Consider the following 21,265-nt stretch of genomic DNA (forward strand, 5'->3'; position numbering starts at 1 on the left):
ATAAAAAAACCCGCCGAAGCGGGTTTTTTACTGTCAGGCAGTCAACGATTACTCGTTGTCAGAACCACCCAGACCTGCGTTCAGCAGTTCTGCCAGGCTGGCAGAGGCATCTTCTGCAGTCACCTGCGGTGCAGCCGGAAGTTCACCCGCAGCACGGCGACGCATACGATCCTGGTGGTACGCATAACCGGTACCCGCCGGGATCAGACGACCTACGATAACGTTCTCTTTCAGGCCACGCAGTTCGTCGCGTTTACCCGCAACGGCTGCTTCGGTCAGGACACGCGTGGTCTCCTGGAACGATGCGGCAGAGATGAACGACTCGGTTGCCAGAGACGCTTTGGTGATACCCAGCAGATCGCGGGAGAACGTGGCGCCCACTTTGCCGTTCGCTTCCAGTTCGCGGTTAGCGATCTTGACGCGGGAGTATTCAACCTGTTCGCCTTCCAGGAAGTCGGAGCTACCAGCGCTTTCGATGGTGGCTTTACGCAGCATCTGACGAACGATAACTTCGATGTGTTTATCGTTAATCTTAACGCCCTGCAGACGGTATACGTCCTGAACTTCGTTAACGATGTAACGAGTTACAGCATGAACACCACGCAGACGCAGAATGTCGTGCGGTGCTTCCGGACCGTCGGAAACCACGTCACCACGTTCTACACGTTCACCTTCGAACACGTTGAGCTGACGCCATTTCGGAATCATCTCTTCGTACGGATCGCTACCGTCTACCGGGGTGATAACCAGACGACGTTTCCCTTTGGTTTCTTTACCGAAGGAAATAATACCGCTGATTTCAGCCAGGATTGCCGGCTCTTTCGGACGACGTGCTTCGAACAGGTCCGCAACGCGCGGCAGACCACCGGTGATGTCCTTGGTACCGCCGGATTCCTGCGGAACACGCGCCAGGGTGTCACCAGAACTGATCTGTACGCCATCTTCCAGCTGAACAATCGCTTTACCCGGCAGGAAGTACTGCGCAGGCATGTCGGTACCCGGGATCAGTACGTCGTTACCCTGAGCATCAACGATTTTCAGTGCAGGACGCAGATCTTTACCACCGGTAGTACGTTCTGCGGAATCCAGAACCACCAGAGAAGACAGACCGGTTAACTCGTCGGTCTGACGCGTAATGGTCTGGCCGTCGATCATGTCAGTGAAGCGGACAAAACCACTCACTTCCGTGATAACCGGCATGGTGTGCGGATCCCAGTTTGCTACGGTTTCACCGCCGGCAACCTGCTCACCATCACCTTTCGCCATCACAGAGCCGTAAGGCACTTTATAGCTTTCTTTGGTACGACCGAATTCGTCGATCAGTTTCAGCTCAGTGTTACGGGAGGTGATCACCAGTTTACCGCTGGAGTTCACAACCGACTTCGCATTGCTCAGACGGATGCTACCTTTGTTTTTCACCTGGATGCTGGATTCAGCAGCCGCACGAGATGCCGCACCACCGATGTGGAACGTACGCATCGTCAGCTGTGTACCCGGCTCACCGATGGACTGTGCCGCGATAACGCCGATAGCTTCACCTTTGTTGATGATGTGGCCACGCGCCAGGTCACGACCATAGCAGTGCGCACATACACCAAAGTCGGTGTCACAGGATACAACAGAGCGAACTTTCACAGAGTCAACGGAGTTCGCTTCCAGCAGATCACACCACTGTTCATGCAGCAGCGTGTTGCGCGGAACCAGAATATCCGCCGTACCCGGCTTCAGAATGTCTTCTGCGGTTACACGACCCAGAACGCGATCGCGCAATGGCTCTTTAACATCACCACCCTCGATAACCGGGGTCATGGTGATACCTTCCAGCGTGCCACAGTCGTCTTCGGTAACAACCAGATCCTGTGCAACGTCAACCAGACGACGCGTCAGGTAACCGGAGTTCGCTGTTTTCAGTGCGGTATCCGCCAGACCTTTACGCGCACCGTGCGTGGAAATGAAGTACTGGAGTACGTTCAGACCTTCACGGAAGTTCGCGGTGATCGGCGTTTCGATGATGGAGCCATCCGGCTTCGCCATCAGACCACGCATACCCGCCAGCTGACGAATCTGTGCAGCAGAACCACGCGCACCGGAATCGGCCATCATGTAGATGCTGTTGAAGGAAACCTGCTGCTCTTCCTGACCGTCACGGTTAATCACGGTTTCGGTTTGCAGGTTATCCATCATCGCTTTGGATACACGATCGTTCGCCGCAGCCCAGATATCGATAACTTTGTTATAGCGTTCGCCGGCGGTAACCAGACCAGACTGGAACTGTTCCTGGATCTCAGCCACTTCAGCTTCCGCTTCAGAGATGATCTCGTGTTTTTTCTCCGGGATGACCATGTCATCGATACCAACGGATGCACCTGAACGCGCTGCATAAGCAAAGCCGGTATACATTGTCTGGTCAGCGAAGATAACGGTCGGCTTCAGACCCAGAATGCGGTAACAGGTGTTCAGCATTTTGGAGATCGCTTTCTTACCCAGCGCCTGGTTGACGATGGAGAAAGGCAGACCTTTCGGTACGATCATCCACAGGATTGCACGACCTACCGTCGTATCAATCAGGCTGGTTTTCGCAACGAACTCGCCGTTAGCATCTTTTTCGTATTCGGTGATACGCACTTTAACGCGCGCATGCAGAGAGGCCAGGCCAGCGCGATAAATACGCTCAGCTTCTTTCGGGCCAGTCAGCACCATGCCTTCGCCTTTGGCGTTAACACAGTCACGGGTCATGTAGTACAGACCCAGTACAACGTCCTGAGACGGAACGATGATAGGTTCGCCGTTCGCCGGGGACAGGATGTTGTTGGTAGACATCATCAGCGCACGCGCTTCGAGCTGGGCTTCCAGCGTCAGCGGTACGTGAACAGCCATCTGGTCACCATCGAAGTCGGCGTTATATGCCGCACAAACCAGCGGGTGCAGCTGGATAGCTTTACCTTCGATAAGAACAGGTTCAAACGCCTGGATACCCAGACGGTGCAGTGTTGGTGCACGGTTCAGCAGTACCGGGTGTTCGCGGATCACTTCGTCCAGGATATCCCAAACGACAGCTTCTTCACGCTCAACCATTTTCTTCGCGGCTTTGATGGTGGTGGCGAGGCCACGCAGTTCCAGCTTGCCGTAGATGAACGGTTTGAACAGCTCCAGTGCCATTTTCTTCGGCAGACCGCACTGATGCAGACGCAGGTATGGACCTACGGTGATAACAGAACGACCGGAGTAGTCAACACGCTTACCGAGCAGGTTCTGACGGAAACGACCCTGTTTACCTTTGATCATATCGGCCAAAGATTTCAGAGGACGTTTGTTAGAACCGGTGATCGCACGACCACGACGACCGTTATCCAGCAGGGCGTCAACCGCTTCCTGCAGCATACGTTTTTCGTTGCGTACGATGATGTCCGGCGCAGCCAGATCCAGCAGACGTTTCAGACGGTTGTTACGGTTGATCACGCGACGATACAGATCGTTTAGATCCGACGTGGCGAAACGACCACCATCCAGCGGAACCAGCGGACGCAGATCTGGCGGCAGAACCGGCAGAACGGTCAGGATCATCCACTCCGGCTTATTGCCAGACTGAACGAACGCTTCCAGCAGCTTGATACGCTTGGTCAGCTTCTTACGCTTGGTTTCGGAGTTGGTTTCGTTCAGCTCTTCACGCAGAGTTTCACACTCTTGCTCCAGATCCATGCTCTTCAGCAAGGCCTGAATAGCTTCCGCACCCATCTTCGCGTCAAATTCGTCACCGAACTCTTCCAGCGCATCCAGATATTGTTCTTCAGTCAGGATCTGCTGGCGTTCCAGATTGGTCATACCGCCTTCGATAACCACATAGGATTCGAAGTACAGTACGCGTTCGATATCGCGCAGCGGCATATCGAGCAGCAGGCCGATACGGGACGGCAGAGATTTCAGGAACCAGATGTGAGCAGTCGGGGACGCCAGCTCGATGTGGCCCATACGCTCACGGCGTACTTTAGTCTGGGTCACTTCAACGCCGCACTTCTCACAGATCACACCGCGGTGTTTCAGGCGCTTGTACTTACCGCACAGGCACTCGTAGTCTTTTACCGGCCCAAAGATACGGGCGCAGAAAAGGCCGTCACGCTCAGGTTTGAACGTACGGTAGTTAATGGTTTCCGGCTTCTTAACTTCACCGAAAGACCATGAACGGATCATGTCTGGCGAAGCCAGAGCAATTTTGATCGCATCAAACTCTTCGGTTTTAGTTTGCGCTTTCAGAAACTTTAATAAGTCTTTCACGGATTTGCTCCCGTCGGAGTTAGCACATTCCGCTGCCGGGTGTTATCCCGGCAGCAGTGACCTGTTTGAGCGAGAATTACTCGTCTTCCAGTTCGATGTTGATACCCAGCGAACGAATCTCTTTCAACAGTACGTTGAAGGATTCCGGCATGCCCGGTTCCATCTGATGGTTGCCATCTACGATGTTCTTATACATCTTAGTACGGCCGTTCACGTCATCAGACTTAACGGTGAGCATTTCCTGCAGGGTGTATGCCGCGCCGTATGCTTCCAGCGCCCACACTTCCATCTCCCCGAAGCGCTGACCACCGAACTGCGCCTTACCACCCAGCGGCTGCTGAGTAACCAGGCTGTAGGAACCGGTGGAACGAGCGTGCATCTTATCGTCGACCAGGTGGTTCAGTTTCAGCATGTACATGTAACCTACGGTTACCGGACGCTCGAACTGCTCACCCGTACGGCCGTCGAACAGCGTGATCTGACCGGAAGTCGGCAGGTCACCCAGTTTCAGCAGCTCTTTAATTTCCGCTTCTTTCGCACCGTCGAACACCGGCGTTGCGATTGGCATACCTTTGCGCAGGTTTTCAGCCAGACGCAGAACTTCTTCATCGCTGAAGGTATTCAGGTCAACTTTCTGACGAACATCAGCGCCCAGATCGTACGCACGCTGGATGAACTCGCGCAGTTTCGCGACTTCCTGCTGCTGTTTCAGCATGGCGTTGATCTTATCGCCGATACCTTTCGCAGCCATACCCAAGTGGGTTTCCAGAATCTGACCGATGTTCATACGAGACGGTACGCCCAGCGGGTTCAGTACGATATCTACCGGCGTACCGTTAGCATCGTGCGGCATATCTTCGATCGGGTTGATCTTAGAAATGACACCCTTGTTACCGTGACGACCTGCCATCTTGTCACCAGGCTGGATACGGCGTTTAACGGCCAGATAGACCTTAACAATCTTCAGCACGCCCGGTGCCAGATCGTCGCCTTGGGTGATTTTGCGGCGTTTCGCTTCGAGTTTTTTCTCGAACTCGTGTTTCAGTTCGTCGTACTGCTCAGCCAGCTGTTCCAGCTGATTTTGTTTCTCTTCATCGGTCAGGCCGAGTTCCAGCCAGCGATCGCGAGGCAGTTTGTCGAGCTTCTCAGCTTCAACACCACCGGCAACCAACACAGCATAGATACGGCTGAACAGGCCAGCTTCGAGGATCTGCAGTTCTTCAGACAGGTCTTTCTTCGCCTGCTTCAGCTGCATCTCTTCGATTTCCAGCGCACGTTTGTCTTTTTCTACGCCATCGCGAGTAAAGACCTGAACGTCGATAACCGTACCGGAAACACCGTTTGGTACGCGCAGAGAAGAGTCTTTAACGTCAGACGCTTTCTCACCGAAGATCGCACGCAGCAGTTTTTCTTCTGGCGTCAGCTGGGTTTCACCTTTCGGCGTTACCTTACCCACCAGAATGTCGCCGCCGGTCACTTCCGCACCGATGTAAACGATACCGGATTCATCCAGTTTGGAGAGCGCAGCTTCACCCACGTTCGGGATGTCAGCGGTGATCTCTTCCGGCCCCAGCTTGGTGTCACGGGACACGCACGCCAGTTCCTGAATGTGGATGGTGGTGAAACGGTCTTCCTGGACAACACGCTCGGAAACGAGGATGGAGTCTTCGAAGTTGTAACCGTTCCACGGCATGAACGCGACGCGCATGTTCTGACCGAGCGCCAGTTCACCGAGGTCGGTGGACGGACCGTCTGCCAGTACATCACCACGTTCAACCGGCTCGCCCAGAGAGACACACGGCATCTGGTTGATACAGGTGTTCTGGTTAGAACGGGTGTATTTGGTCAGGTTGTAGATGTCGATACCCGCTTCGCCCGGGTACATCTCGTCTTCGTTAACTTTGATAACGATACGGGAAGCATCCACGTACTGAACGGTACCGCCACGTTTAGCCACCGCAGTAACACCGGAGTCAACGGCAACAGCACGTTCCATACCGGTACCTACCAGCGGCTTATCAGCGCGCAGAGTCGGAACCGCCTGACGTTGCATGTTCGCACCCATCAATGCACGGTTGGCGTCATCGTGTTCCAGGAACGGGATCAGGGACGCACCGACGGAAACCACCTGCTGAGTGGAAACGTCCATGTAGTCAACCTGGTCACGGCTGAACAGGCTGGATTCACCTTTGCTACGGCAGGTCACCAGATCTTCTACGAAGTGGCCATCGTCATCCAGGTTGGAGTTCGCCTGAGCGATAACGAAGTTACCTTCTTCAATAGCAGACAGGTAATGAATCTCATCTGTCACAACGCCATCAACCACGCGACGATACGGCGTCTCGAGGAAGCCATATTCGTTAGTCTGTGCGTACACGGACAGGGAGTTGATCAGACCGATGTTCGGACCTTCAGGCGTTTCGATTGGACATACGCGACCATAGTGCGTCGGGTGTACGTCTCGAACTTCAAAGCCAGCGCGCTCACGCGTCAGACCGCCTGGGCCGAGTGCAGAGATACGGCGTTTGTGCGTAATCTCAGACAGCGGGTTGTTCTGGTCCATAAACTGAGACAGCTGGCTGGAACCGAAGAACTCTTTCACTGCTGCAGAAATCGGTTTGGCGTTGATCATGTCCTGAGGCATCAGGGTATCCAGATCGCCCAGAGACAGACGCTCTTTCACCGCACGCTCAACACGTACCAGGCCAACGCGGAATTGGTTTTCCGCCATTTCGCCTACGGAACGGATACGACGGTTGCCGAGGTGGTCGATATCATCGACTTCGCCTTTACCGTTACGGATATCGATGAGCTTCTTCATCACTTCGATGATGTCGTCTTTGCTCAGGATACCGGAACCTTCGATTTCGTCGCGCAGCAGAGAACGGTTGAACTTCATACGACCGACCGCAGACAGGTCATAACGGTCTTCAGAGAAGAACAGGTTCTCAAACAGGCTTTCAGCCGCTTCACGTGTCGGCGGCTCACCCGGGCGCATCATGCGGTAGATTTCTACCAGCGCGCTCAGACGATCGTTAGTTGGGTCGACGCGTACGGTTTCAGAAATGTACGGGCCGTGATCCAGATCGTTGGTGAACAGGGTTTCGATACGTTTGTGGCCAGACTGGCTCAGCTTAGCCAGCAGATCCAGGCTCAGCTCCATGTTCGCCGGGCAGATCAGCTCGCCAGTGGATTCGTCAACGTAATCTTTCGCAGCCACTTTGCCCGCAATGTACTCAACCGGAACTTCGATATGTTTGATATCGTCTTTTTCCAGTTGGCGGATGTGACGCGCAGTGATGCGGCGGCCTTTTTCAACGTAGATTTTACCGTTCGCTTCGATATCGAAGGAGGCGGTTTCACCACGCAGACGTTCAGGCACCAGCTCCATCTGCAGCTTGTTGTCGCGAATCTCGAAAATCACTTTTTCGAAGAACAGATCCAGGATCTGCTCAGTGGTGTAGTTCAGCGCACGCAGAATAATGGTCGCAGGCAGTTTACGGCGACGGTCGATACGTACGAACAGGTTGTCCTTCGGATCGAATTCGAAGTCCAGCCAGGAACCACGGTAAGGAATGATGCGCGCGTTATACAGCACTTTACCCGAAGAGTGGGTTTTACCTTTGTCGGAGTCAAAGAAGACGCCCGGACTACGGTGCAGCTGAGAAACGATAACACGCTCAGTACCGTTGATAACAAAGGTACCGTTGTCGGTCATGAGCGGAATTTCGCCCATGTAGACTTCTTGTTCTTTAATGTCTTTAACGGTGCCTTCCGGCGCTTCGCGCTCGTAGATCACCAGACGCAGTTTTACGCGCAGCGGTGCGGAATAGGTCACGCCACGGATCTGACATTCCTGAACGTCAAACACCGGTTCGCCAAGACGGTAGCTGACGTATTGCAGCTCGGAATTACCGCTATAGCTCTGAATCGGGAATACGGAACGGAAGGCGGCTTCCAGACCATACTGCCCCTCAGGATCTTGCTCGATAAACTTCTGAAACGAGTCAAGCTGGATAGAAAGGAGATAAGGCACATCCAGAACTTGTGGACGTTTACCAAAATCCTTACGAATACGTTTTTTCTCGGTATAGGAGTAAACCATAGGGTTCCTCAGCTCGCTGACAAGTCGACCCATCTGTCCATTGAGCGGACAGTTTGTGCAACACTATTTTGTTGACCGGAAAATCGAATACTTTCCGCAATGCCTGTTGCTATCACGCTTAAACCATTTCATTGCGATTTACACAGAACGGACGCTCTGTCGCAGTATATTAAGTCGTCGATAGAAACAAGCATTGAAAGGCACAGCAGTAGTCAAACAGTGTGAAACGCTACTGGCGCCTTACAGCGCAAAAAGGCTGGTGACCAAAAAGTCACCAGCCATCAGCCTAATTTCTCAGGCTGCAACCGGAAGGGTTGGCTTATTTAACTTCAACTTCAGCGCCAGCTTCTTCCAGAGATTTTTTCAGTGCTTCTGCGTCATCTTTGCTCACGCCTTCTTTCAGAGCGGCCGGAGCAGATTCTACCAGGTCTTTAGCTTCTTTCAGACCCAGGCCAGTTGCGCCACGTACTGCTTTGATTACAGCAACTTTGTTAGCGCCAGCAGCTTTCAGAATTACGTCGAATTCAGTTTTTTCTTCAGCAGCTTCAACCGGGCCAGCAGCTACAGCAACAGCAGCAGCAGCGGAAACACCGAATTTTTCTTCCATTGCAGAGATCAGTTCTACAACGTCCATTACGGACATAGCGGATACTGCTTCAATGATTTGATCTTTAGTGATAGACATTTAAATTGTTCCTGAATATCAGAATAAGTTTATACGTAAGCAGATGCTTTAAAAAGATAACTGCGATTAAGCAGCTTCTTTCGCATCGCGTACAGCAGCCAGAGTACGAACCAGTTTGCCAGCCGAAGCTTCTTTCATGGTTGCCATCAGGCGTGCAATTGCTTCTTCGTAGGTCGGCAGAGTTGCCAGGCGGTCGATCTGAGACGCCGGGATCAGCTCACCTTCAAAGGCAGCGGCTTTGACCTCAAATTTTGCATTCGCTTTCGCGAACTCTTTGAACAGACGAGCAGCAGCGCCCGGGTGTTCCATAGAGTATGCAATCAGGGTCGGACCAACAAACGTGTCTTTCAGGCACTCGAACGGAGAACCTTCAACAGCACGACGCAGCAGGGTGTTACGAACAACACGCATGTAAACGCCAGCTTCACGACCTGCTTTACGCAGTTCAGTCATTTTATCTACAGTCACGCCACGGGAATCCGCAACTACTGCAGACAGCGCGCCTTTGGCTACTTCGCTGACTTCAGCAACAATCGCTTGTTTGTCTTGAAGATTTAAAGCCATTAGCTTTGCTCCTGGATGTTTGCCGGAACTCATGTTCCGGAACTCACTTCACTCTTTCCAACGAAAAGAGCGTCTTAATACGGTGAGCAGAAACAAGCCAGAGTATCCAAAAATAATCTTAGCGTTCTGTCACCGTCTACGCAGGGGATTAAGTTTCTTACGAAACACCTGCGGTCTTCGACGGAGGCCTGGATAGGCCAGGCTCCAACGAACAAATCTGTTCTATGCTTCGTCTTTCGAACCGCAATTCAAATGACTTGCAGAGTGTCTGTCTCTTTCAACAGAAACGTGGGGGTAGAATTGTAGACAAATCCACCGCCCACGTAAAGCTAATCTTAGTTCGCAGAAGCGCTCAGACCAGCCTGATCAACGGCAACACCAGCACCCATGGTGGTGGAGATGCTGATTTTCTTGATGTACACGCCTTTCGCCTGAGTCGGTTTTGCTTTCTTCAGCGCAACCAGCAGAGCTTCCAGGTTTTCTTTCAGTTTGTCAGCGTCAAAATCCACTTTACCGATGGTAGTGTGGATGATGCCGTTTTTGTCGTTACGGTAACGAACCTGACCCGCTTTAGCGTTCTTAACTGCTTCAGCAACGTTCGGCGTTACGGTACCCACTTTCGGGTTTGGCATCAGGCCACGCGGACCCAGAACCTGGCCCAGTTGGCCAACAACGCGCATTGCATCCGGAGAAGCAATAACCACGTCAAAGTTCATTTCGCCTTTCTTGATCTGCTCAGCCAGATCTTCCATACCTACCAGTTCAGCGCCAGCAGCTTTAGCAGCTTCAGCGTTTGCACCCTGGGTAAATACAGCTACGCGAACGGAACGGCCAGTACCGTGCGGCAGTACAGTTGCACCACGTACGTTCTGGTCAGATTTACGCGCATCGATGCCGAGGTTAACGGCAACGTCTACGCTTTCAACGAACTTAGCGGTAGCCAGTTCTTTCAGCAGAGAGATAGCTTCGTTGATGTCGTACTGTTTGGTCGCATCAACTTTCTCACGGATCACACGCATGCGCTTGGTCAGTTTAGCCATTTCTTAGTCCTCCACTACCAGGCCCATGGAACGTGCAGTACCTTCAATGGAGCGAGTCATCGCTTCAATGTCGGCACCAGTCATGTCGGCAGCTTTGGTCTGCGCGATTTCCTGCAGCTGAGCGCGGGAAATTTTACCTACTTTGTCTTTGTTCGGCTTACCGGAACCAGACTTAATACCAGCCGCTTTCTTCAGCAGAACGGCTGCCGGAGGCGTTTTGGTAATGAAGGTGAAAGAACGGTCAGCGTAAACGGTGATAACAACCGGAATTGGCAGACCTTTTTCGATGGAATCAGTCTTAGCGTTGAACGCTTTGCAGAATTCCATGATGTTAACACCCTGTTGACCCAGAGCAGGACCAACCGGCGGACTCGGGTTTGCCATACCAGCGGCAACCTGCAGCTTGACGTAGGCTTGGACTTTCTTAGCCATTCTCAATTTCCTCTGTTGGGTGATAGCGCCTCAGAGAGGCTCCCCGTGATATAAAAATTCGTTCTACGGGCCAGGCCCATAAAAACAAAAGGCGCGAAATTGTATTCCAATCTCACGCCTTGTGCAACGATTAAATCGCCGCTTTTTTGATCGCTACTTAGGCTTTTTCAACCTGTGCAAAGTCCAGCTCTACCGGGGTCGCACGACCGAAGATAGAAACGGATACTTTCAGGCGGGACTTCTCATAGTCCACTTCTTCAACGACGCCATTAAAGTCAGCAAACGGACCATCGTTGACACGCACCATCTCACCCGGTTCAAACAACGTTTTCGGCCGCGGCTTATCACCCACCTGCTGCAGGCGATTCATAATCGCATCAACTTCTTTGTCGCTGATCGGCGCCGGACGGTCAGATGTACCGCCGATAAAGCCCATCACACGCGGTACGCTACGCACCAGGTGCCAGCTCGCGTCATTCATGACCATCTGGACCAGCACATAACCCGGGAAGAATTTACGCTCGCTCTTACGGCGCTGACCACCACGGATTTCAACCACTTCTTCGGTCGGCACCATGACTTCGCCAAACAACTCTTCCATATTGTGTAATTTGATATGCTCACGCAGCGATGTTGCTACGCGGCCTTCAAAACCGGAAAACGCCTGAACGACGTACCAGCGCTTTTTAGGAGCTTCAGACATCTCAGAACCTCAGGCCAGTGATAAAGGAAACCAGGCGAACCAGAATACCATCCAGTCCCCACAGGATCAGTGACATTACTGCGGTAACCGCAGCCACAATCAACGTGGTGTGCAATGTTTCCTGGCGAGTCGGCCAAATGACCTTACGTACTTCAGTACGCGCTTCGCGGGCAAAAGCAACGGTAGCTTTACCTTTTGTCGTCAACAGCGCGACACCACCCGCTGCAGCAATCAGAATTACTACGGCCAGCGCACGCAGCGGCAGCATCATGTCACGATAAAGATAGTTGCCAACAATTGCCACGAGCAGCAATGCCACAACCACGATCCACTTTATCGCTTCCAGGCCACGCCCGCTCCCTTGAGCTTCGGTATTCGCACTCATAAACCAACCTGTCAGAAGTATTCTACAAATAATTTCACCCCGCGAATGCGAGGCTAACCAGTCAACCTTGTGCCGAAATGCATTGGGGGCATTCCGGGCTCAACGCCCTCTTCAGAGCCTGTCTCAGCAATGATTATGACAAATAAAATCACTGATGAGCCAGGTTCTGGTTCGAAAGCGTGCAAAAAGGGCATCAAATGATGCCCTTTTAATGCGCATTGCGTCAAATGTTATCAGTGATTAGCTGAGAACTTTAGCAACAACGCCTGCGCCTACCGTACGGCCGCCTTCACGGATTGCGAAACGCAGACCGTCGTCCATCGCGATCGGGTGGATCAGGGTAACAACCATTTTGATGTTGTCGCCCGGCATTACCATCTCAACGCCTTCCGGCAGTTCGATGGTGCCAGTCACGTCAGTTGTACGGAAGTAGAACTGCGGACGGTAGCCTTTGAAGAACGGAGTATGACGGCCGCCTTCGTCTTTGGACAGGATGTACACTTCGGATTCGAACATCGTGTGCGGCTTGATGGTGCCCGGCTTAGCCAGTACCTGACCACGTTCGATTTCTTCACGTTTGATACCACGCAGCAGAACACCAACGTTCTCACCCGCACGGCCTTCGTCCAGCAGTTTGCGGAACATTTCAACGCCAGTACAGGTAGACTTGGCAGTCTCTTTGATACCAACGATTTCAACTTCTTCGCCCACTTTGATGATACCGCGTTCTACACGACCGGTAACAACGGTACCACGACCGGAGATGGAGAATACGTCTTCGATCGGCAGCAGGAACGGCTTGTCAATCGCACGCTCTGGTTCCGGGATGTAAGAATCCAGGAAGCCAGCCAGTTCGATGATTTTCGCTTCCCACTCTGCGTCGCCTTCCAGCGCTTTCAGAGCAGAACCACGAACGATCGGGGTGTCGTCGCCCGGGAAATCGTACTGAGACAGAAGTTCACGAACTTCCATTTCTACCAGTTCCAGCAGCTCTTCGTCATCAACCATGTCGCATTTGTTCAGGAACACGATGATGTACGGAACGCCTACCTGACGACCCAGCAGGATGTGCTCACGAGTCTGCGGCATCGGGCCGTCAGTCGCAGCAACAACCAGGATCGCGCCGTCCATCTGCGCAGCACCGGTGATCATGTTTTTAACATAGTCGGCGTGGCCCGGGCAGTCTACGTGTGCGTAGTGGCGAGTCGGGGTGTCATATTCAACGTGAGAAGTGTTGATGGTGATACCACGAGCTTTTTCTTCCGGCGCGTTATCGATCTGATCGAATGCGCGAGCAGCACCGCCGTAGGTTTTAGCCAGTACGGTAGTGATGGCAGCGGTCAGCGTTGTTTTACCATGGTCAACGTGGCCGATAGTACCGACGTTAACGTGCGGTTTTGTACGTTCAAACTTTTCTTTAGACATCGATTGTCCCTCTAAGACACGGATAAATCGGTGATATCACCACATCAACCAGGCGATATGCCTGAACTGTTGAATCATTGAGTCGTTACAGAGAAAACACGGGGAGGAGAAGTGAAGTGGTGCTGATACCCAGAGTCGAACTGGGGACCTCACCCTTACCAAGGGTGCGCTCTACCAACTGAGCCATATCAGCACGTCTGGAGCGGGCAGCGGGAATCGAACCCGCATCATCAGCTTGGAAGGCTGAGGTAATAGCCATTATACGATGCCCGCATCCTGAAACTCGGCTACCCAGTTCTTTCTGTAACAAAAAAAGAGACAAGTCTCTTTTCTCATTCGAGCCGATTATTTTCGTAACCAGCTCAGACAGCAATTGCTGCCAGAAAGTGGTGGTGGGGGAAGGATTCGAACCTTCGAAGTCTGTGACGGCAGATTTACAGTCTGCTCCCTTTGGCCGCTCGGGAACCCCACCGGACTTGATGGTGCCGACTACCGGAATCGAACTGGTGACCTACTGATTACAAGTCAGTTGCTCTACCTACTGAGCTAAGTCGGCATCAAGTAGCGCGCATTCTATGGAGACCTGCGTGCTCATGCAACTAAAAAATTGCATAAAATGTTCTATCGCTCACATTTTGCACTATACGACCAAAAAATGGCGTATTTTCAGTCAGCTTAGCATAAAATTTCGACATTATCTGGCAGTCCATTTCCTCCCACCTGCATCGGGTGGTACTTCAACGCACCAAATCATCGCCTGTACATCTGGAATATCCGTCACATTGCGTTTCAGGGAATGACGTTCAGAAGAGATTTTTTCTTATTATTCCCCCCCATCTGGTGTTACCCTCCTGCCCATTGTCCAAATTAACTGAAATGCGACGTGCCATTGCATGCCGGGGATGACGCGCTTTTTATCACTGCCCTGATGGTGTAATGACAGCCAGAAACATGCTTATGAGTATAAAAGAGCAAACGTTAATGACGCCTTACCTACAGTTTGACCGCAACCAGTGGGCTGCGCTTCGTGATTCCGTGCCGATGACCCTCACTGAAGAAGAGATCGCACGGTTAAAAGGGATTAATGAAGATTTATCGCTGGAAGAAGTTGCAGAGATCTATTTGCCCTTGTCGCGTTTGCTTAACTTCTATATCAGCTCGAACCTGCGTCGTCAGGCTGTTCTCGAACAGTTTCTGGGCACGAACGGTGAGCGTATCCCTTATATCATCAGTATTGCTGGCAGCGTAGCGGTGGGGAAAAGTACCACTGCGCGTGTATTACAGGCGTTACTGAGCCGTTGGCCAGAACATCGTCGCGTTGAACTGATCACCACGGATGGTTTTCTTCATCCAAACCAGGTATTAAAAGACCGTGGGTTAATGAAGAAGAAAGGTTTTCCGGAATCGTATGACATGCATCGTCTGGTCAAGTTTGTCTCCGATCTCAAATCCGGCGTGCCAAACGTAACCGCTCCGGTTTATTCGCATCTGATTTATGATGTGATCCCTGATGGGGATAAAACCGTGGCCCAACCCGATATATTAATTCTCGAAGGACTCAATGTTCTGCAGAGCGGGATGGACTATCCACACGACCCTCATCATGTATTTGTTTCGGACTTCGTCGACTTCTCTATTTATGTTGATGCACCGGAAGAGTTACTGCAGACATGGTATATCAATCGTTTTCTTAAATTCCGCGAGGGGGCGTTTACCGACCCTGACTCTTATTTCCATAACTACGCGAAACTGACGAAAGAGGAGGCGATCAATACGGCCACCTCATTATGGAAAGAAATTAACTGGCTGAATTTAAAACAAAATATTCTACCCACGCGTGAGCGCGCGAGTCTGATTATGACCAAGAGCGCCAATCATGCCGTCGAGCAGGTTCGCCTGCGAAAATAATTAAAAAGGGAGCTTTCGCTCCCTTTTTAATTATTCAGCGCTTCTCAGGGAGATTTCTCCCCCAACCCACGGTTTTATAATACCATCCTGTTCCAGAAGTAATGCGCCCTGCGCATCGATACCTCGTGAAATACCGTATATTTCTTTGTCACCGATAATCAGTTTAACCTGGCGATTGATAAAGTTATCCAGCTTTTCCCAACGGGAAAGATAAGGAGCCAGTCCTTCTTGCTCAAATAACTCCAGCGCGGTACGTAATTCACGAATGAGCCTTGCCGCCAGCGTATTGCGATCGAGCGTAATCCCAGCTTCCTGCAACGTAATCCATCCCTGATTCACCACGCCTTCTTCCACACGGCGCATTGCCATGTTAATGCCGGCGCCGATGACGATCTGCGCAGCATCGCCCGTCTTACCCGTTAACTCAACCAGGATCCCCGCCAGTTTGCGATCCAACAGGTAGAGATCGTTAGGCCACTTCACCCGTACCTTGTCCGCACCCAGATCACGCAGAACCTCAGCCATTACGATACCGATCACCAGGCTTAAGCCGATCGCGGCGGCCGGCCCCTGCTCCAGACGCCAGAACATTGAAAGATAAAGGTTTGCGCCAAAGGGGGAAAACCACTTACGTCCACGACGTCCACGACCTGCCTGTTGGTATTCCGCCACGCAGGCATCGCCAGACTGCAATAGATCGATGCGGTCCAGCAGGTACTGATTGGTGGAATCAATAACCGGCAGCACAGCCACCGTGCCGCGATCCAACTGACTGTAGATGCGGTCAGAATCCAGCAACTGAATCGGCTCCGGTAAACTGTATCCTTTGCCTGGCACGGTAAAGACATCAACTCCCCAGTCACGTAGAGTCTGGATATGTTTATTGATGGCCGCCCGGCTCATCCCCAACTGTTCACCCAGTTGCTCACCGGAATGAAACTCGCCATCGGCCAGTAAGGAGATAAGCATCAGAGGAACGGTATTATCCTTCATGCAATGATCTCCACAGCATTGACTTCGCCACTCTGCCCGATGAAGCGTACTTCAGGCTCCAGCCAGACGTTAAATTTCTCACCGACTTTCGCACGCACCAGGTGCGCGAGATTGACCACATCTTCGCTTGTCGCGTTAGCCGCGTTAATAAGTACAAGCGCCTGTTGACGATGTACGGCTGCCCCTCCGATACCCACGCCTTTCAACTCACATTGGTCAATGAGCCAGCCAGCCGCCAGTTTTACTGAACCATCAGGTTGAGGGTAATGAGGGGCATTCGGAAACTGAGACAGCAGTGCCTCAACCACATCCTTTGCCACGACGGGGTTTTTAAAAAAGCTGCCCGCATTACCGATCACTTTTGGATCGGGCAGTTTTGTTATACGCATACGGCAAACCGAATCAAACACCTGCTGGGGCGTTACCGTGGCCGGATCCAGACGCGTCAGGTCGCCATAGGTCAACACTGGTTGCCATTGCTTAGTCAGACGTAACCCCACCGCAACGATCGCGTAGCGATCCTGGTATTCATGTTTAAAGATACTGTCACGATAGCCAAAGCGACATTCCGCCGCACTCACGCGCCGCGATTTTCCTGTTGCCAGCTCAACACAGTCAACATAATCACACACTCGCTGGAGCTCCACGCCGTAAGCACCAATATTCTGGATCGGTGAAGAGCCTACGCAGCCGGGGATCAGCGCCAGGTTTTCCAGCCCCGGCATGCCAAGCTGTAGTGTATGCTGAACCAGATGATGCCAGTTTTCACCCGCACCGACATGCAACAACCACGCGTCTGGTTGCTCTGTTACTTCAATGCCTTTGATACGATTGACGATCACTGTCCCGCGGAAGGCGTCAAGGAACAGGACGTTACTCCCTTCACCCAGTATCAGTACCGGCTGATGCAACGCATTGGCAGATTGCCAGGCGCTAAGTAGTTGTTGTTCATTTTCGGCGCAAACAATCTCATTGGCATTTTGATCGATGCCAAAAGTATTCCAGGATTTAAGGGAGTGATTCATAGAGGCTTTCCTGATGCAAAATCGCGGTTAGTTTACCGCATATGCCGCAGTATGGCTTGTATTATGGCGGGATGACGTTATTCGATAAAATGATCCGACAGGTGACGGACGCAAAAAAGCCCATCCGTCAGGATGGGCTCTTCACTTGTTTGATGCCTGGCAGTTCCCTACTCTCGCATGGGGAGACCCCACACTACCATCGGCGCTACGGCGTTTCACTTCTGAGTTCGGCATGGGGTCAGGTGGGACCACCGCGCTACAGCCGCCAGGCAAATTCTGTTTATTAACCCGCCTTTCGCCGGTTAATCAATCTGTAATCAGGCTGAAAATTTTCTCTCTATTCCGCCAAAACAGCTTCGGCGTTGTAAGGTTAAGCCTCACGGTTCATTAGTACCGGTTAGCTCAACGCATCGCTGCGCTTACACACCCGGCCTATCAACGTCGTCGTCTTCAACGTTCCTTCAGGACCCTTAAAGGGTCAGGGAGAACTCATCTCGGGGCAAGTTTCGTGCTTAGATGCTTTCAGCACTTATCTCTTCCGCATTTAGCTACCGGGCAGTGCCATTGGCATGACAACCCGAACACCAGTGATGCGTCCACTCCGGTCCTCTCGTACTAGGAGCAGCCCCCCTCAATTCTCCAGCGCCCACGGCAGATAGGGACCGAACTGTCTCACGACGTTCTAAACCCAGCTCGCGTACCACTTTAAATGGCGAACAGCCATACCCTTGGGACCTACTTCAGCCCCAGGATGTGATGAGCCGACATCGAGGTGCCAAACACCGCCGTCGATATGAACTCTTGGGCGGTATCAGCCTGTTATCCCCGGAGTACCTTTTATCCGTTGAGCGATGGCCCTTCCATTCAGAACCACCGGATCACTAAGACCTGCTTTCGCACCTGCTCGCGCCGTCACGCTCGCAGTCAAGCTAGCTTATGCCTTTGCACTAACCTCCTGATGTCCGACCAGGATTAGCTAACCTTCGTGCTCCTCCGTTACTCTTTAGGAGGAGACCGCCCCAGTCAAACTACCCACCAGACACTGTCCGCAACCCGGATTACGGGCCCACGTTAGAACACCAGCCATTAAAGGGTGGTATTTCAAGGATGGCTCCACACGAACTGGCGTCCGCGCTTCAAAGCCTCCCACCTATCCTACACATCAAGGACCAGTGTTCAGTGTCAAGCTATAGTAAAGGTTCACGGGGTCTTTCCGTCTTGCCGCGGGTACACTGCATCTTCACAGCGAGTTCAATTTCACTGAGTCTCGGGTGGAGACAGCCTGGCCATCATTACGCCATTCGTGCAGGTCGGAACTTACCCGACAAGGAATTTCGCTACCTTAGGACCGTTATAGTTACGGCCGCCGTTTACCGGGGCTTCGATCAAGAGCTTCTCCTTACGGATAACCCCATCAATTAACCTTCCGGCACCGGGCAGGCGTCACACCGTATACGTCCACTTTCGTGTTTGCACAGTGCTGTGTTTTTAATAAACAGTTGCAGCCAGCTGGTATCTTCGACTGATTTCAGCTCCACGAGTAAATCGCTTCACCTACGCATCAGCGTGCCTTCTCCCGAAGTTACGGCACCATTTTGCCTAGTTCCTTCACCCGAGTTCTCTCAAGCGCCTTGGTATTCTCTACCTGACCACCTGTGTCGGTTTGGGGTACGATCTGATGTTACCTGATGCTTAGAGGCTTTTCCTGGAAGCAGGGCATTTGTCACTTCAGCACCGTAGTGCCTCGTCATCACGCCTCAGTGTTAAAGTGAACCGGATTTACCTGGAACACACACCTACACGCTTAAACCGGGACAACCGTCGCCCGGCCAACATAGCCTTCTCCGTCCCCCCTTCGCAGTAACACCTGGTACAGGAATATTAACCTGTTTCCCATCGACTACGCCTTTCGGCCTCGCCTTAGGGGTCGACTCACCCTGCCCCGATTAACGTTGGACAGGAACCCTTGGTCTTCCGGCGAGCGGGCTTTTCACCCGCTTTATCGTTACTTATGTCAGCATTCGCACTTCTGATACCTCCAGCATGCCTCACAGCACACCTTCACAGGCTTACAGAACGCTCCCCTACCCAACAACACTTAGTGTCGCTGCCGCAGCTTCGGTGCATGGTTTAGCCCCGTTACATCTTCCGCGCAGGCCGACTCGACCAGTGAGCTATTACGCTTTCTTTAAATGATGGCTGCTTCTAAGCCAACATCCTGGCTGTCTGAGCCTTCCCACATCGTTTCCCACTTAACCATGACTTTGGGACCTTAGCTGGCGGTCTGGGTTGTTTCCCTCTTCACGACGGACGTTAGCACCCGCCGTGTGTCTCCCGTGATAACATTCTCCGGTATTCGCAGTTTGCATCGGGTTGGTAAGCCGGGATGGCCCCCTAGCCGAAACAGTGCTCTACCCCCGGAGATGAATTCACGAGGCGCTACCTAAATAGCTTTCGGGGAGAACCAGCTATCTCCCGGTTTGATTGGCCTTTCACCCCCAGCCACAAGTCATCCGCTAATTTTTCAACATTAGTCGGTTCGGTCCTCCAGTTAGTGTTACCCAACCTTCAACCTGCCCATGGCTAGATCACCGGGTTTCGGGTCTATACCCTGCAACTTAACGCCCAGTTAAGACTCGGTTTCCCTTCGGCTCCCCTATTCGGTTAACCTTGCTACAGAATATAAGTCGCTGACCCATTATACAAAAGGTACGCAGTCACCCCATAAAGAGGCTCCCACTGCTTGTACGTACACGGTTTCAGGTTCTTTTTCACTCCCCTCGCCGGGGTTCTTTTCGCCTTTCCCTCACGGTACTGGTTCACTATCGGTCAGTCAGGAGTATTTAGCCTTGGAGGATGGTCCCCCCATATTCAGACAGGATACCACGTGTCCCGCCCTACTCATCGAGCTCACAACACATGCAATTTTGTGTACGGGGCTGTCACCCTGTATCGCCGGCCTTTCCAGACCGTTCCACTACCACACATGCTGATTCAGGCTCTGGGCTGCTCCCCGTTCGCTCGCCGCTACTGGGGGAATCTCGGTTGATTTCTTTTCCTCGGGGTACTTAGATGTTTCAGTTCCCCCGGTTCGCCTCGTTAACCTATGGATTCAGTTAACGATAGTGCAACGAATTGCACTGGGTTTCCCCATTCGGACATCGCCGGTTATAACGGTTCATATCACCTTACCGACGCTTTTCGCAGATTAGCACGTCCTTCATCGCCTCTGACTGCCAGGGCATCCACCGTGTACGCTTAGTCGCTTAACCTCACAACCCGAAGATGTTTCTTTCGATTCATCATCGTGTTGCGAAAATTTGAGAGACTCGAACACACCATTAACAGTGTGTCGTTTCAATTTTCAGCTTGATCCAGATTTTTAAAGAGCAAAACTTCGCAGCGCACCCTTTCAGGTACACTCTGAAGTTTTCTTGATTACGTTCTACAGTATGGTGGAGCTATGCGGGATCGAACCGCAGACCTCCTGCGTGCAAAGCAGGCGCTCTCCCAGCTGAGCTATAGCCCCATACAGTGTAGTCAGAACCTCTGTACCGATAATTTTTCCTGAGACAAGGCGTGGAATGGCGAAGCATACTTAAAGTATGCGAGTCGTTTCACAACGCAGTATTCAGGGAAAATTTGGTAGGCCTGAGTGGACTTGAACCACCGACCTCACCCTTATCAGGGGTGCGCTCTAACCACCTGAGCTACAAGCCTGTAGAGGT

The 21,265-nt window shown here is 52.2% G+C and carries 12 protein-coding genes, 6 tRNA genes and 2 rRNA genes; 1 reads left to right on the top strand and 19 read right to left on the bottom strand.

Going from position 1 to position 21,265, the window contains the following annotated elements; translation table 11 throughout:
• Nucleotides 1–48 precede the first annotated feature (48 nt).
• From rpoC to ACQ0PY_RS22980, 13 genes are all read right to left on the bottom strand, one after another.
• Nucleotides 49–4,272: a DNA-directed RNA polymerase subunit beta' gene (gene rpoC / locus ACQ0PY_RS22920; protein WP_042998971.1), complete on the bottom strand. Its 4,224-nt coding sequence runs from the start codon at nucleotides 4,270–4,272 to the stop codon at nucleotides 49–51.
• Nucleotides 4,273–4,348: 76 nt separating this feature from the next.
• A complete protein-coding gene (gene rpoB / locus ACQ0PY_RS22925; protein WP_042998970.1) occupies nucleotides 4,349–8,377 on the bottom strand; it encodes a DNA-directed RNA polymerase subunit beta in 4,029 nt (1,342 codons plus the stop codon).
• 319 nt (nucleotides 8,378–8,696) lie between these two features.
• Nucleotides 8,697–9,062 carry a 50S ribosomal protein L7/L12 gene (rplL, locus tag ACQ0PY_RS22930; protein WP_012133812.1) on the bottom strand — a complete coding sequence of 122 codons (366 nt, stop codon included), beginning with the start codon at nucleotides 9,060–9,062 and terminating at the stop codon, nucleotides 8,697–8,699.
• A 66-nt stretch (nucleotides 9,063–9,128) separates the two neighbouring features.
• Nucleotides 9,129–9,626 carry a 50S ribosomal protein L10 gene (gene rplJ, locus ACQ0PY_RS22935; RefSeq protein ID WP_042293041.1) on the bottom strand — a complete coding sequence of 166 codons (498 nt, stop codon included), beginning with the start codon at nucleotides 9,624–9,626 and terminating at the stop codon, nucleotides 9,129–9,131.
• Nucleotides 9,627–9,961: 335 nt separating this feature from the next.
• On the bottom strand, nucleotides 9,962–10,666 hold the full coding sequence (rplA, locus tag ACQ0PY_RS22940; protein ID WP_042998969.1) for a 50S ribosomal protein L1: 705 nt from the start codon (nucleotides 10,664–10,666) through the stop codon (nucleotides 9,962–9,964).
• 3 nt (nucleotides 10,667–10,669) lie between these two features.
• On the bottom strand, nucleotides 10,670–11,098 hold the full coding sequence (rplK, locus tag ACQ0PY_RS22945) for a 50S ribosomal protein L11 (protein WP_012133815.1): 429 nt from the start codon (nucleotides 11,096–11,098) through the stop codon (nucleotides 10,670–10,672).
• A 157-nt stretch (nucleotides 11,099–11,255) separates the two neighbouring features.
• Nucleotides 11,256–11,801: a transcription termination/antitermination protein NusG gene (nusG, locus tag ACQ0PY_RS22950; RefSeq protein WP_003862341.1), complete on the bottom strand. Its 546-nt coding sequence runs from the start codon at nucleotides 11,799–11,801 to the stop codon at nucleotides 11,256–11,258.
• Between the two features lies 1 nt (nucleotide 11,802).
• Nucleotides 11,803–12,186: a preprotein translocase subunit SecE gene (gene secE / locus ACQ0PY_RS22955; RefSeq protein ID WP_012907759.1), complete on the bottom strand. Its 384-nt coding sequence runs from the start codon at nucleotides 12,184–12,186 to the stop codon at nucleotides 11,803–11,805.
• A 240-nt stretch (nucleotides 12,187–12,426) separates the two neighbouring features.
• Nucleotides 12,427–13,611: an elongation factor Tu gene (tuf, locus tag ACQ0PY_RS22960; protein WP_042998968.1), complete on the bottom strand. Its 1,185-nt coding sequence runs from the start codon at nucleotides 13,609–13,611 to the stop codon at nucleotides 12,427–12,429.
• Between the two features lie 117 nt (nucleotides 13,612–13,728).
• Nucleotides 13,729–13,804, bottom strand: a tRNA-Thr gene (locus ACQ0PY_RS22965).
• Between the two features lie 5 nt (nucleotides 13,805–13,809).
• Nucleotides 13,810–13,884: transfer RNA gene (locus ACQ0PY_RS22970), tRNA-Gly, on the bottom strand.
• Nucleotides 13,885–13,998: 114 nt separating this feature from the next.
• A tRNA-Tyr gene (locus tag ACQ0PY_RS22975) sits at nucleotides 13,999–14,083 on the bottom strand.
• Between the two features lie 8 nt (nucleotides 14,084–14,091).
• Nucleotides 14,092–14,167 (bottom strand) — tRNA-Thr (locus tag ACQ0PY_RS22980).
• Nucleotides 14,168–14,568: 401 nt separating this feature from the next.
• Here ACQ0PY_RS22980 and coaA point away from each other — a divergent pair.
• Nucleotides 14,569–15,519 carry a type I pantothenate kinase gene (gene coaA, locus ACQ0PY_RS22985; protein WP_061069505.1) on the top strand — a complete coding sequence of 317 codons (951 nt, stop codon included), beginning with the start codon at nucleotides 14,569–14,571 and terminating at the stop codon, nucleotides 15,517–15,519.
• A gap of 30 nt (nucleotides 15,520–15,549) precedes the next feature.
• Here coaA and birA read toward each other — a convergent pair whose 3' ends face one another.
• From birA to ACQ0PY_RS23015, 6 genes are all read right to left on the bottom strand, one after another.
• The gene (birA, locus tag ACQ0PY_RS22990; protein WP_042998966.1) at nucleotides 15,550–16,512 is read right to left on the bottom strand and encodes a bifunctional biotin--[acetyl-CoA-carboxylase] ligase/biotin operon repressor BirA; all 963 of its coding nucleotides are present in this window, start codon (nucleotides 16,510–16,512) and stop codon (nucleotides 15,550–15,552) included.
• Nucleotides 16,509–17,537, bottom strand: coding sequence for a UDP-N-acetylmuramate dehydrogenase (gene murB, locus ACQ0PY_RS22995; protein ID WP_042998965.1), 1,029 nt, complete (start codon nucleotides 17,535–17,537; stop codon nucleotides 16,509–16,511). Before murB ends, birA begins: the two co-directional genes overlap by 4 nt.
• A gap of 154 nt (nucleotides 17,538–17,691) precedes the next feature.
• Nucleotides 17,692–17,807 (bottom strand): 5S ribosomal RNA (rrf, locus tag ACQ0PY_RS23000).
• A 96-nt stretch (nucleotides 17,808–17,903) separates the two neighbouring features.
• Nucleotides 17,904–20,809: ribosomal RNA gene (locus ACQ0PY_RS23005) — 23S ribosomal RNA — on the bottom strand.
• 181 nt (nucleotides 20,810–20,990) lie between these two features.
• A tRNA-Ala gene (locus ACQ0PY_RS23010) sits at nucleotides 20,991–21,066 on the bottom strand.
• A gap of 114 nt (nucleotides 21,067–21,180) precedes the next feature.
• Nucleotides 21,181–21,257, bottom strand: a tRNA-Ile gene (locus tag ACQ0PY_RS23015).
• Between the last annotated feature and the right edge of the window lie 8 nt (nucleotides 21,258–21,265).

Source organism: Citrobacter sp. LST-B2 (assembly GCF_057983045.1).